This window comes from Micrococcaceae bacterium Sec5.1 (genome assembly GCA_039636795.1).
Classification (GTDB): domain Bacteria; phylum Actinomycetota; class Actinomycetes; order Actinomycetales; family Micrococcaceae; genus Arthrobacter.
Window position 1 is genome coordinate 707,810 of sequence record CP143430.1, and the last position, 12,466, is coordinate 720,275.

Annotated in this window: 12 protein-coding genes; 9 read left to right on the forward strand and 3 right to left on the reverse strand. The window is 61.9% G+C overall.

Annotated features, from left to right (window positions below):
• The first annotated feature begins 115 nt into the window (after nt 1–115).
• The 3 genes from VUN82_03475 to VUN82_03485 all read left to right on the forward strand — a co-directional run bounded on the left by VUN82_03475 (nt 116) and on the right by VUN82_03485 (nt 3,438).
• Complete coding sequence (locus VUN82_03475) at nt 116–1,732, forward strand: M23 family metallopeptidase (protein XAS72933.1); 1,617 nt, start codon at nt 116–118, stop codon at nt 1,730–1,732.
• Nucleotides 1,733–1,831: 99 nt separating this feature from the next.
• Nucleotides 1,832–2,314 (forward strand): glutathione peroxidase, encoded by a 483-nt coding sequence (locus tag VUN82_03480; protein XAS72934.1) that lies wholly within the window; start codon nt 1,832–1,834, stop codon nt 2,312–2,314.
• Between the two features lie 140 nt (nt 2,315–2,454).
• Nucleotides 2,455–3,438, forward strand: coding sequence for a phosphodiesterase (locus VUN82_03485; protein ID XAS72935.1), 984 nt, complete (start codon nt 2,455–2,457; stop codon nt 3,436–3,438).
• Here VUN82_03485 and VUN82_03490 read toward each other — a convergent pair.
• Together VUN82_03490 and VUN82_03495 are read right to left on the reverse strand one after the other, a co-directional pair.
• Nucleotides 3,416–4,945 (reverse strand): stealth family protein, encoded by a 1,530-nt coding sequence (locus tag VUN82_03490; GenBank protein ID XAS74592.1) that lies wholly within the window; start codon nt 4,943–4,945, stop codon nt 3,416–3,418. The genes VUN82_03485 and VUN82_03490 overlap by 23 nt on opposite strands.
• A gap of 123 nt (nt 4,946–5,068) precedes the next feature.
• Entirely contained in the window at nt 5,069–5,989 is a 921-nt protein-coding gene (locus VUN82_03495) for a hypothetical protein (protein XAS72936.1), read from the reverse strand.
• Between the two features lie 137 nt (nt 5,990–6,126).
• Between VUN82_03495 and VUN82_03500 the strand changes: the two genes are divergently transcribed.
• Both VUN82_03500 and VUN82_03505 read left to right on the forward strand, forming a co-directional pair.
• Entirely contained in the window at nt 6,127–6,426 is a 300-nt protein-coding gene (locus tag VUN82_03500) for a type II toxin-antitoxin system VapB family antitoxin (GenBank protein XAS72937.1), read from the forward strand.
• Between the two features lie 22 nt (nt 6,427–6,448).
• Nucleotides 6,449–7,093, forward strand: a complete 645-nt coding sequence (locus VUN82_03505; GenBank protein XAS72938.1) for a LytR C-terminal domain-containing protein — start codon at nt 6,449–6,451, stop codon at nt 7,091–7,093.
• A 115-nt stretch (nt 7,094–7,208) separates the two neighbouring features.
• On the opposite strand, the gene VUN82_03510 is transcribed toward VUN82_03505, so the two are convergent.
• On the reverse strand, nt 7,209–7,895 hold the full coding sequence (locus VUN82_03510) for a TetR/AcrR family transcriptional regulator (GenBank protein ID XAS72939.1): 687 nt from the start codon (nt 7,893–7,895) through the stop codon (nt 7,209–7,211).
• A gap of 160 nt (nt 7,896–8,055) precedes the next feature.
• On the opposite strand from VUN82_03510, the gene VUN82_03515 reads away from it, so the two are divergent.
• The 4 genes from VUN82_03515 to VUN82_03530 all read left to right on the forward strand — a co-directional run bounded on the left by VUN82_03515 (nt 8,056) and on the right by VUN82_03530 (nt 12,453).
• A complete protein-coding gene (locus VUN82_03515; protein XAS72940.1) occupies nt 8,056–9,054 on the forward strand; it encodes a LacI family DNA-binding transcriptional regulator in 999 nt (332 codons plus the stop codon).
• A gap of 181 nt (nt 9,055–9,235) precedes the next feature.
• Entirely contained in the window at nt 9,236–10,570 is a 1,335-nt protein-coding gene (locus VUN82_03520) for an extracellular solute-binding protein (protein XAS72941.1), read from the forward strand.
• Between the two features lie 36 nt (nt 10,571–10,606).
• On the forward strand, nt 10,607–11,551 hold the full coding sequence (locus VUN82_03525; protein XAS72942.1) for a sugar ABC transporter permease: 945 nt from the start codon (nt 10,607–10,609) through the stop codon (nt 11,549–11,551).
• Between the two features lie 2 nt (nt 11,552–11,553).
• Nucleotides 11,554–12,453: a carbohydrate ABC transporter permease gene (locus tag VUN82_03530; GenBank protein ID XAS72943.1), complete on the forward strand. Its 900-nt coding sequence runs from the start codon at nt 11,554–11,556 to the stop codon at nt 12,451–12,453.
• Nucleotides 12,454–12,466: the final 13 nt, after the last annotated feature.

The window sequence follows — 12,466 nt, forward strand, 5'->3', positions numbered from 1 at the left end:
TCATTTTGATTCCCGCAACAATGGTGCTTGCACGCCAGGCTGGGGTTTGGTGCCGCTGGCTTTGGGGAGTGTTCTTGTGGGCAAGCATAGTGAATCTTACCGATATGTAGACTTGGTGCGCACCGACGTTTTTCGTCGCATGCTCATCGCCGGAATCCTGGCAGCCGTAGCCTTTTTCGCTTTTGGTTTCCAACCCCTGAATTCCGTCTCTACCGGCTCCGTGGATGGTTCTGTGGCGCAAGGCGTCGTTGGACCTTTCTCGCTTGGCAGCCTAGTGCCGCCAGAAGCCGAAACAACAGTGATCGACACCATGCCTGAGCCGCCGGCCCAAGAGGCTGGCACGCCCATGGTCTACTTCGACCGCGCACTTGTCCGGACAGTGGCCAAGGACGGATCCTCCGGCCTGACCGTCGCTTCGTCAGGTTTGTCGCGTCCACCGGCCGGCAGCCTTTACGCGCCGCTGGAAGTCCTCAATCCGAGTTCTCCGTACGGCTACCGCTACAGTCCGTTGACCGGACTTCCCGGCGAGTTCCACTGGGGCCAGGATTACGCTGCGGCATGCGGCACACGGGTCTACGCCGCCGACGCCGGAGTGGTCAAGGCCGTCGGCTGGCACCCTTGGGGTGGAGGCAACCGTGTTGAGATTGAACACGGCAACGGCCTGGTCACCACGTACAACCACCTTCAAGGGATTGGTGTTACCCAAGGCCAGTCCGTGCGAGTCGGAGAAGTCATCGCCGAGGTAGGGACCACAGGGTGGTCCACTGGTTGCCACTTGCACTTTGAGACGATCGTAAACGGCCTGCACACCAACCCCAATGGCTGGATCTACCTGCCGCTCCGGCAGATCGATCCGCTGCAGAACATCACCATGGTGAACTACCAGCCTGGAGTTGGAACAGGCGTCTCTGCCTCGCCGCAGTGGGCCGTGCCGGTGTCAGACAGCAGCAACCGGGCCGTCATAGGTGGCGACCACGAAGAGAGCGTTGCTCCGCCGGTGATCACACAGCCGGGCACTTCGGGCACGACGCCGCCTGTCACGCAGGCGCCGCCGGCTACCTCGCCGCCCACGCAGACCGTCACACCGACTCCGACGGCCACGGCAACGCCAACCCCGACAGGGACGGCAACGCCTACGCCAACGGCTACAGCGACACCAACCGCGACGGCAACGCCAAGCCCGACGGCGACTTCCACGCCGACGCCCACGCCGACGCCCACGCCGACGTCCACTACAACGACGCCTGTCACGACGACGCCTGGTACGACAACACCTGGCACAACGACACCTGGCACAACGACTACTGTGCCCAGCACGTCGCCGGTGGCTCCCAACACCGCCACCCCGCCCGCCGTCGTCGAGCCCGTGGCGCCGGTCGCGCCCGTGGCGCCTGTTGCTCCCGCAGCGCCCGTGAATCCGGCCCCTGCTCCAGTAGCCCCTGCGCCCGCACCGGTAGCTGTTGCACCAGCCCCCGTGGTAGTTGCGCCAGCGCCGGTAGTTGTAGCACCGGCACCCGTGGTGGTTGCTCCCGCCCCGGCCGTGGTCACTCAAACCGTGGCGCCCGTGGCTCCCGTGCCGGCGGCCCCCGTGCCCAGCCCCGCGGCAGTGCTTCCGTCAACGCCTCCGGCAGTGGTTCTTCCGCCTGGATACATCCTCATTGGCCCGGACAAGGTCCAGCGGCCGGACGGCGTGATCGTGCCGTTGTCTTCGCTCATCCTTCCCGCGTCATAAGCCAGCGAGCGTAGGTACCCCTAGGTTTCATGGCTGCGGCAGCTCCCGTAAGCTCGATGGCGGCAATCCCGCCAGACGACGTCGTCAGGAAGCGATCACATGAGAACCCTGTACAGCATTCCCCTCACCTTCAACGATGGCTCTGAAGCAGACTTCGGACGCTTTGAAGGGAAAGCGGTCCTGGTGGTGAACGTGGCCTCCGAATGCGGCTTCACGCGCCAGTACGCGGGCCTTGAGGAACTCTACGGAAAGTACCGTGAGGACGGCCTGGAAATCCTTGGCGTGCCCTGCAACCAGTTCGGCGGCCAGGAGCCCGGCGCCGACGAGGAAATCGCGGAGTTCTGCGAACGCAACTTTGGCGTCTCTTTCCCGCTCACCAGCAAGGCCAACGTGCTGGGCAAAGAGCAGCATCCATTGTTTGCCGAGCTGACCCGGGATGAGTCCGGGCAGCCGGTCAAGGTCAAGTGGAACTTTGAGAAGTTCGTCATAAACCGTGACGGCGAGCTGGTTGCACGGTTCCCCTCAACGGTTGAACCTGACGCGCAGGAACTGGTTGACGCCGTTGAAAAGGCTTTGTCATAAGAGTCCTCGAATTCGAAAGGAGAAAGAAATTTTCCAACATTCCGCCGGCAGTTGGCCTCTTGTTGGCTTGTTGTCTGGTTGGATTGGAAGTACTGGAATGACACGGGAGACGCCGTCTCCCACCAAACGCTAAGGCAGCTATGGAGCTCATCGAGGCCGAGTACCCCAAACCAGGTCATGTGCTTTTGCACTTGAGCGATCTTCACTTGGTGGCCGGTCCAGACACACTTCATGGTTCTGTTGACAGCGCTGCCAGGCTCCAGGAGATCTGCGATCAGATCATTGCCTCCAGGATCAGGCCAGAGGCCATCATCTTCACCGGAGACCTTGCGGACAAGGGCGAGTTCCGAGCCTACAAACGTCTCCGCGAAATGATTGAGCCTGTGTGCGATGCGCTCGGAGCGAAGGCCATTTGGGCCATGGGCAACCACGACAACCGCGCGAACTTCCGTTCCGCCTTCCTGGATGCCTCCGTAGCGAGCCGGCCGCAGGATCCTGTGGACCGCAGCTACTTCGTCAACGGGCTCCGGATCATCACCCTGGACACCACGGTCCCCGGACACCACCATGGCGAGTTGTCCGAATCCCAGCTTCAGTGGCTGGCTGACGAGTTGGCCACTCCCGCCCCGGACGGCACCATACTTGCCCTTCACCATCCGCCGGTCCCGTGCGTCCAGGACCTGGCCGTGTTGGTGGAGTTGCGCGGCCAAGCCGCCCTGGCCGCCGTCGTCCGAAACACAGACGTCCGCACCATCCTGGGTGGCCACCTGCACTACTCGACGACGGCGAGCTTCGCCGGCATCCCGGTATCGGTCGCCTCAGCTACCTGCTATACCCAAGACCTGGGGGTGCGTGCCGGCGGACAGCGCGGACGTGACGGAGCGCAGTCGTACAACATGATCCACGTCTACGAGCACACGATCGTGCATTCCGTGGTTCCGATGTCCGGTGGCGTCACAGTTGGCGAGCCCTTGGATGCAGCCGAGGTTCAGCGGCGGCTGGGGGCGGCCGGCATCCGCATTCCGCACGAGTCCCGGGTGGGGGCCCACACGTCGCCGGGCACGCACACCTCCTCGCTTCCGCTTGTTTCTCCCGGTGGCTTTACTTCTCCCAAGGTGCCTTAACCGGGAAGTACTTCTCCAGGAAGTCGGTCACCAGGTCGGCTCGTTCATTCGCCTCGACTTCGGGGAAACTGCCGTCATTCAGGCAGAAGAAGTCCATGTGGCGCTTTGCGAGCAGCTTGGGCAGGTAGTGCAGTCCGGCCCACATGGTGGAGTCCACATACCTGACCTTGGCGTTGGTCTGCGTAACGGCGCGGCCGGTGAGCAGTGCGTAGTAGTGGTAGAACGAGTTGGTCACTGAAATGTTGTCGGCTGCTCGGAACCGGCTGCCGGCGGTCTTCGCGAACTCGGCGGGAAATTCCTTCTCCATCTGGGCCACCACGCTCCGGCGCAGGGGAGCGGCCGTGTGTTCCAGGTGCCTGGTGGTGATCCGTCCGAAGCGTTCCCACAGCAGCTTGCGGTTGACACGTGCAGCGTTCTCGAAGCCACTGCGTTCGGCATCGTTCTCTCCGAGCCCAATTCGCGTGTCAGCCTCGATGAACTTGGTGATTCCTCCGGGCGTGAAGAACATGTCCGGGCCAACGGGACGGCCGAAGAACATGTCGTCGTTGGAGTAGAGGAAGTGCTCGGACAGTCCCTCGATGTGGTGCAGCTGGCACTCCACGGCTTGCGAGTTGTGGGTGGGCAACACTGACGGATCGGCGAAGAACTCTTCGCTGCGCACGATCGTCACCGAGGGGTGGTCGGCCAACCACGCCGGGGCGGGCGAATCGGTGGCGATGAAGATCCTGCGGATCCACGGTGCAAACATGTGTACCGAGCGCAGCGCATACTTCAGCTCGTTGATCTGCCGGAAGCGTGCCTCATGGTCGTCGCCCTCGCCGAGGACAGCCCCAGACTGCTGGGCGCGCCTCCTGGCGATGTATTCGGGGTCGCTGCCATCCACCCACGAGAAGACGATGTCGATGTCGAAGTCGATGTCGCTTGCATGGTCAGCGAACATGTTCTCGATGGTCGGCCAGGTGAGGCCGTGGCGCTGCACGGTACCGCGCACGGCGTCCTGGCGCAGCATGGTGCGCCGTGTCAGGGAATTCTCCACGGGGAGTTCAAGGCGGTCGCCTTCGAACCTCCACAGCTCCAACTGGACACCAAGGGCAGGGCCGTACCAAAGCCCGCCGCCGAGCTCCACCCTGGGCCGGTACAGGCGGAAGATCCGTGCCTTCCGGTTGGCCGAGAGTTCGCCATCTGCCACCAGGACCGAGGTTTTCTTCTTGGCATCGACGGTCATGGAGTAGAACGGCTCATTGCGGAAGGCAGCAACCAGGGCCTCGCGCACATCCTTGCGCGACTCCCAGTCGACGGCGATGACCGGCCTTTCGTCGTTGCCACGCACCAGGATGAAGTCCACGCCGGCTGCGTCCAAGGCAGCGCGGATGGCCAGGAGGTCAGCAACCATGGCCTGCTGGGGCGTGAGGTCGCCGTTAAGGAGGGCGTATCGCCCGCGGTGACGGACGACGTCGGACCTGTGCTTCAGGTGGGCAACGACGGCAGGTGAGACCGCCTCGGCGATCGCATCTTCCTCTACGGTGGGGCTGCCGTGGTAAATCGGATCGACCTGTGCTTGCGTGATGGCTTTTCTCCGTACTGTTGTGAGTCGTTACTGTTGTGAGTCGTTTCTGGGGAATCCAGGAGTCTAGATGGCGAGGGCGTCGCGCCAGCTGCGCAGGAAGGCTCCGCCGGCGTCGTCGTGAATGACGTCGTCCGCCAGCTCGAGGTCAGCGGCGGTAAGAATGGTGTAAGGCTTCACCGGAACGCCGTCTGCGGGCCGGACGTCCACGTGCTTCACGTCGTGGTCGTTGTGGTGAAGCCAGTCTGCCATGGCGTAGTCCGTACGGGAATCACCTACTGTGCGCCAGGAGAGTGGGGTGATTCCCTGGGCGGCCAACAATTCCACAGCCCGGCTGGCGCCAAGGTCCTTGCCCAAGCGGACGGATTCGATGTCCGTGGAAATGATGGTGGGGTCCAGTCGGTAGTCCACGGTGTCATCGGACTCAGGGGCGTGGTGGTCCAGGATGGCTGCGTTCAGGCCGTGGCGGCCCATGATGTTCAGGGCATCGGCGTCGAAGAGTTTTTGCTCGGCCAGGTAATCTTCGCTGGCCACTTCAACGTGCTGCTCAACGGAGACCATGGCACGCTTGGTCTCATCGAAGAACATATGCGCGGAGTAGTCCTCGGCAACGAGCCTGCGGATGTCATCCCCATATGCCTTGGGCACGGCGAGCTCGTGGTCCACGTGGATGGGGCCAGGACCGGCGGCGGTGTAGCTGAACCACACGGCGCCCTTTTCGCAGATGGCGTGGATGATGGTGTCGGCCGGCATTCCAGCAGCGATCATCGGCCCCATGACCTGTTCGCTGATGAAGGCATCCGAGCGGCCTGTGTTGAAGATGACGGGGATGCCGGCCGAAGCCAGCGCCGCGAGGTCTGCGATGATATCCGGCTTGACGTCGCGCGTCACAGGGCTGGCGATGGGGCCGTCGACGTCCAGCAGCAGCGCGAGGGCTGGGGCCGTGTGGGCAGCGGTCCGGTCGGTACCTTGGAGCGATTGAGTCATGCCCCTATTCTGTCAGTCCCCGAGGTGTGCATCACAGCTGTGACGCCAGACGTTCGGATAGTCACCGTTTGGCCACAACCTGCGTGTGCCGGGGGTCACAAGTTCCGTTAGCGCAGCAACTTCCATAGGCTTGCAGGGTGATCTTCAAAGCTGTGGGCGAGGGACGCCCGTACCCTGACCATGGATATTCCGCGCCCCGTGACTGGGCTGCCCTTCCACCGCGGCCCGTTCGCCTCGATGAACTCGTCACCACCAAGCGCACCCTTGATCTGGAGGCGTTGCTGGCAGAAGATTCAACGTTTTTTGGGGATTTGTTCCCGCACGTGGTTCAGTACCAGGGCGTGCTGTACCTCGAAGATGGGCTGCATCGGGCAGTCCGCACCGCGCTCCACCAGAGGACGGCCATCCACGCACGCGTGCTGGTGATCGATGGCTAGGCAGCGCAAGCGTCCCAAAGATGTGACGCAGTTACACGGGCACCATGTGGTGACCGGACCGGAGCTTCGTGCCACCTTCGCCGAGGACGCACGTGCCCAACGCAGCCGCTTCCGGCGCCGGGTCTTCCACGCCATCGTTCTTGTCCTGCTGGTTGGTGTCATAGCGGCCGGAGCAATCGGCGCCTGGGCCATCATGAACGGCGTCATCAGGATTCCGACGGCGATCGCCAGCAAGGCGCCCACCAGCCTCTGCCCCACCACCACGTTCGATTACGTGCCCAACGAAACCGTGAATATCAACGTCTTCAACGCCACATCGCGTGCAGGCCTCGCTACTACTGTTGCCGACGAGTTCAAAGCACGGGGGCACAAAGTCCTGTCTGTGGACAACAGCGACACTGCCTACTCGGGGATCGGCGTGGTCGTTTCAGGAGTCAAAGGCCAGGCAGCTGCATTCAACATCCAGCGGAATTTGGCGGGTACGGACTACTTCCAGGACAACCGCGAAGACGAATCAGTGGACGTAGTCCTCACCCGAGGCTTTCAGGGCTTGGTGGAACCGCAGCTCGTGGATCAGACTCCCGGCAAGCTCAGCTGTCCGCGTGAGGACCTGAGGATTGCGGATACTTCCCGATGGCCGATCATCCCCACCCGCCCGGCTCAGTAGGGCGGGGCAGTAGGCCGGGACAGTAGGCCGGGCTGACGACGCGTAGGCTGATTTTCGCCACGCAAAGTGGTGGGCGATGCCCTGATTTGGGTGTCGCCGCCCTGTTGCTCTGGCGTTAGCCGGCCAGAGTGTCAGGGACTGCACCATCCACGCGGATGGCCTTGCCGGCCTCATCGAACTGCGCTCCCGCACCTAGCTGGATGAACCGCACCGTTTGCGCTGTCTGGAGCTCGACGTCGGAGGCTGGGGCAGGCGGGGGAGTCTCGCCGTCGGGCGTTCGGTTGCGTCGTGCGGCGCTTGCTGAGAGTGTGCCGTGGATGAGCCGCGCCAACTGGGCGACATCCGTGTCCGGCAGGTAGCCCTGCTGGACGCCGTCAGTCAGGATGTCCTGGAGGAGGACGTTGAGATCGCCCACGTGATCCGCGAGCTTAGCGAACGAGGCTGGGGATAAGACGGCGGCCATCGCTGGCCCCGGCGGAAGGTGGCGGCGGCTGAGGTCTTCTACCTGGGCGCGGACGTAGAGGGCCAGCCGGTCCACCGGGTTATCAAGAGCTGCAAGCGATTCGCGAAGGTCCACGATGAAGCGCTCGGTTTCATCCAGCGCGTACGCAATGAGCAACTGCTCCATGTCTGCGTAGTAGTTGTAAACGGCGGTGCGGCCAACACCCGCGTGGCGCGCGACGTCCGTCATGGTGAGGCCGGGCAGGCCATGGGTAAAGAGGAGCTCGCCAAAGGCGGTCAGAATACGGCGTTGGGTCTCGGCGCGTTGGGCAGCATTCGTGGCGGCCGTGATCCTGGGCATATAGACACTTTACAATGATGTGTCACCAAGTCCTGCCAACTGGTGTACATCTGGCGCCCTTGGAGGCCTTCCTCGAGCCATTGCGCATGGGCAAACTCGCGTAACATCGTGGGAACCGGACTCGAACTTCACCCGGACACTAAATTCACAAGGGGGACTGTTGCGGGCAACGGTCAAGGATGTGGCACGCCGCGCGGGAGTGTCGCCGAAAACCGTCTCGAACGTCATGAACGGAATCGTGCCGGTCAGCGCTCCAACGCGGCTCAGGGTTGAGCAGGCAATGCAGGAGCTGGATTACGTTCCCAACCTTTCCGCCCGCGGACTCCGCAACGGCCGCTCCGGTGTCATCGCGTTGGCCTTGCCTGATCTGGCCACCCCGTTCTCCGCTGAGATAGCCCAGAGCATCGTGGAAGTAGCCCACGAGCAGGGCTGGAGCGTCCAGATCGAGGAAACCGGTTCGGATCCGCAGCGCGAGCAGGAGTTGATGACCCGCGCGCGCTCCAACCTCATCGATGGGCTCATTCTCAATCCGGTGGTGCTGGATGAAAGTGCCGTCAAGGTTGGGGTGGCCTTGCCTCCCGTCGTGCTGCTGGGTGAAGTGACCCAGGAGCTTGCGGACCGTGTTTACGTGGACAGTTTCGCGGCGGCACGGGATATGACGCTGGCCCTGGCCAAGTTCGGGCGTCGGCGTATCGCCGTGCTCGGCATAAACAAGACTAGGCAGTCTGCCACGTCGATTCAACGCAGACAGGGTTACGAGGCTGCACTCCAGATCCTCGGGATCCCCTTGGATGAATCCCTGCTGATTTCCTGCTCGCCTTGGACGCCTGGAGCTGCAGCCGAATCACTGACCCGCTATCTGGATTCCAACCCGCTGCCGGAGGCGCTGTTCTGCTTCACGGATTCGCTGGCCATTGGAGCCCTCAATACGCTGTGGAAGAGGGGTGTCCGTGTTCCTGATGACGTCGCGGTGGCCGGTTTCGACGACGTCATGGATGGGCGCTACGCAGTTCCCTCGCTGACCACCGTATCTTTCGACAAGCGGACCATCGCCACCGAAGCGCTGCGCCTGCTCACTGAGCGTATGGCGGACAGGGGCCACGGACAACGCGTCGTCACGGTGGACTACACCATTGTAGAGCGGGACAGCACGGGCTAAGCGGCCCTTGAAATTTAAGTGTGCGCGCTAACAATTTCTCTTGCCTCAAATATTACAACGATGTAATGTGAGAGCCGCGTCACCCCCGGGCCACCCTTTTACCCGGCAGTGGAGATGCACCGAAGCCGGATTTGCGCAGCAGTTGTGTCCTTTTCAGCGGACCCTTCCAAAGGAGTGACGGGTGAAGCAGTTTGAATCTTTGACCGGGAAACAGTTGTCCCGGAGACAGTTATTAACGGGATCGGCCCTCCTCGGAGGCGGGCTTCTGGCCACCAGCCTCACGGGCTGTGGAGGTGCGGCCCAAGCCACCGGCGTCAGGGAGATCAACTTCTGGCATCTCTTATCCGGCGGCGACGGTACCAAGATGCAAGCGATGATCGCCAATGCCAATCAAGCCAACCCCGGTTTCAAGGTGCACCCCACCGTGTTGGCCTGGGGCCCGCCGTACTACACCAAGCTGGCCATGGCATCTGCCGGGGGCCGACCTCCTGAGGTAGCCATCATGCATGCCAGCCGGGTCCCGGGGTATGCCCCGGGCGGCCTCATAGAGCCTTGGGATCTGGGGCTGCTTGCGGAGAATGGCATCACGCCGGAGAACTTCGCGCCGCGCATCTGGGAAAAGGGCCAGCAAGATGGGAAGGTTTTCTCCATCGCGCTGGACTCCCACCCGTTCATCATGTTCTACAACACGGACGTCGCCGGTAAAGCCGGGCTCCTGGAAAGTAATGGCCAGTTGCAGGAGGTCAGTTCGCCCGATGAGTTCAAGGCCATGGCACTGGAGATGCAAAAGATCACCAAGGCCCACGGATTGTCCTTTGGCTACCTGAACCTGGGCTCGCAGATGTGGCGACTGTTCTACACGCTCTACAAGCAGCACGGAGCGGAAATTGTCCTCACGCCCGGCCGCCAGATGGAGGCGGACAGGGACGCTGCGATCGAATCGCTGGAGTTCATGGCCTCGCTCTTCGACGACACCATCGCGGCCAAGAGCGGCGACATCAACACCGGTATCGCAGAATTCGTCCGTGGCGATTCGGGAATGCTCTTCAGTGGAGGCTGGGAACTGCCCACCATGAAGAAAGCAAAGTTGCCGGTTGACGCCGCCACCATCCCCACTCTTTATGGGACACCGGCCTCCTACGCCGACTCGCATTCCTTCGTCCTCCCGCGGCAGCTCGCGGTAGACGAAGCGAAACGGAAGGATGCGTACAAGTTCGTCAGTGACGTTCTGAAGGGTTCGCTGTTGTGGGCCGAGGCCGGCCATATCCCGGCGTACCAGCCGGTGGTTCAATCGCCGGACTACGGGAAGCTCACGCCGCAGATCCACTACGCCAACGCGGCGGACATCATCGCCTACGATCCCGAATCCTGGTTCAGCGGCTCGGGATCGGACTGGCAGACCTACTTTGCCGAGCATATCCAGAACGTGCTTCTGGGGCGCGACAAAGCAAGCACAGGGTGGGATGGCTTCGTGGCCCGCACCAACGACCTTCTATCCCGGCCCAACCCGGTCTGACCGGTACCAGCGCACCGAGCGACAAAGGAGTCCTTCATGAGTTCCTCTACACTGTCCCGGCAGACCAGCCAACCACGGACAACACCAGGCCCAGGCAAGGCAGGGCTATCTCTGCGAAGAAGCAGGGACAACCTGAACGGATGGGCCTTCGCAACCCCGTTCCTGGTGTTCTTCCTCGTCTTCCTCGTTTGGCCCATTCTGTACGGCTTTTACATGAGTCTCACGGGCAAATCCCTGACAGGCGCCAACGACAGTCTCATCGGCTTTGCAAACTATGCTGAAGCCTTTGCCGATGCCGGCATGTGGCGTTCATTGGGCAACACCCTGTACTTCACAGTCATCAGCACTGTCCCACTGGTGCTGGTTGCGTTGGTGATGGCGGCGCTCCTGAATATCGGCCTTCCAGCCCAGTGGCTATGGCGGCTTTCCTACTTTGCACCGTTCCTGTTGGCTTCCACCGTTGTCTCGTTGTTCTTCGTCTGGATGTACAACCCGCAACTGGGTTTGATCAACGATTTCCTGTCAAAGTTCGGAATACCAAAAGTCGGGTGGCTGAACGATCCCAATGTGGCCATGTGGTCAATCGTGATCGCGACACTCTGGTGGACGGTGGGCTTCAATTTCCTTCTCTATCTGGCGGCAATGCAGAACATCCCCGTCCAGCACTATGAGGCAGCGTCACTGGATGGTGCCGGCCCTTGGCGGCAATTCTTCTCCATCACTCTGCCGCAGCTCACGCCCACCACCGTAATGATCGTGTTGCTCCAGATCCTGGCTTCCCTGAAGGTCTTTGACCAGATTTACCAGATGACAGCCGGGGGTCCGGGCGGATCTACCCGTCCCGTGGTCCAGTACATCTTCGAAACCGGGTTCACCGGATACCGGCTGGGGTATTCCGCAGCTATCTCCTACATCTTCTTCGGACTGATTGTGCTGGTTTCCGCGCTGCAGTTCGTCATCACCCGCCGCAGGAGCGCATAGCCATGGCAACCCCTACCCTCACCCGTTCGACCCCAGCCGCGCCAACCACCGCCCTGAAAATCCGCCAGCCACGGAAAAGGCTGACCGTCGGCAGGGTCGCAGCAGTCGTCGTCGCCGCTTTGATCGCTGTCCTCTGGCTGATCCCGTTCGCGTGGGCCACGGTCACTGCCTTCAAGTCCGAAGCGGATGCGTCGGCGTCCAAGGTCAGCTGGTTTCCGCCGTCGGGATTTACCTTCGATGCCTTCGTCAATGTGTTCCAAGCCGGGAACATCCCGCTCTGGACGTGGAACTCGCTCTACACCTCCGCGGCCATCACGGCAATCACACTGGTGATCTCGGCTCTCATGGCCTACGCACTCTCCAGGATCGAGTTCAAAGGCAAGAAGGTCCTGATGGTCGTGATCATCGCAGCCATCATTGTCCCGCCACCCGTGCTGATGATTCCGCTCTTCTACCAAATGCTCGCGTTCAAAATGATCGATACCTCATGGGCCATCATCCTGCCGCAGGTGATCCATCCCGCCATGGTGTTTGTCCTCAAAAAGTTCTTCGACCAGATCCCGCATGAACTGGAAGAAGCTGCAGTGATGGACGGCGCCAGTCGCCTCCGGATCTTCCTGCAGATCATCCTGCCGTTGTCCCGGCCCATCCTGGCCGCCGTCGCGATCTTCGTGTTCATCGGTGCGTGGAACAACTTCCTGTGGCCCTTCATCTCCACCAACGACGACTCCCTGCTGACCCTCCCCGTAGGCCTGCAAACCATCAAGAGTGCTTACGGCGTCCAGTACGCACAGAACATGGCGTCCGCTTTGTTGGCCGCTTTGCCGCTCATCGTCGTCTTCCTGTTCTTCCAACGCCAGATCATCAAGGGCGTCGCGACGACGGGACTCGCCGGAACCTGATCCGGCACCTTCG

Coding starts and splice junctions, on each gene's coding strand:
- VUN82_03480 (XAS72934.1), top strand. CDS start 1,832: ATGAGAACCCTGTACAGCATTCCCCTCACCTTCAACGATGGCTCTGAA.
- VUN82_03485 (XAS72935.1), top strand. CDS start 2,455: ATGGAGCTCATCGAGGCCGAGTACCCCAAACCAGGTCATGTGCTTTTG.
- VUN82_03495 (XAS72936.1), bottom strand. CDS start 5,989: ATGACTCAATCGCTCCAAGGTACCGACCGGACCGCTGCCCACACGGCC.
- VUN82_03510 (XAS72939.1), bottom strand. CDS start 7,895: ATGCCCAGGATCACGGCCGCCACGAATGCTGCCCAACGCGCCGAGACC.
- VUN82_03525 (XAS72942.1), top strand. CDS start 10,607: ATGAGTTCCTCTACACTGTCCCGGCAGACCAGCCAACCACGGACAACA.
- VUN82_03530 (XAS72943.1), top strand. CDS start 11,554: ATGGCAACCCCTACCCTCACCCGTTCGACCCCAGCCGCGCCAACCACC.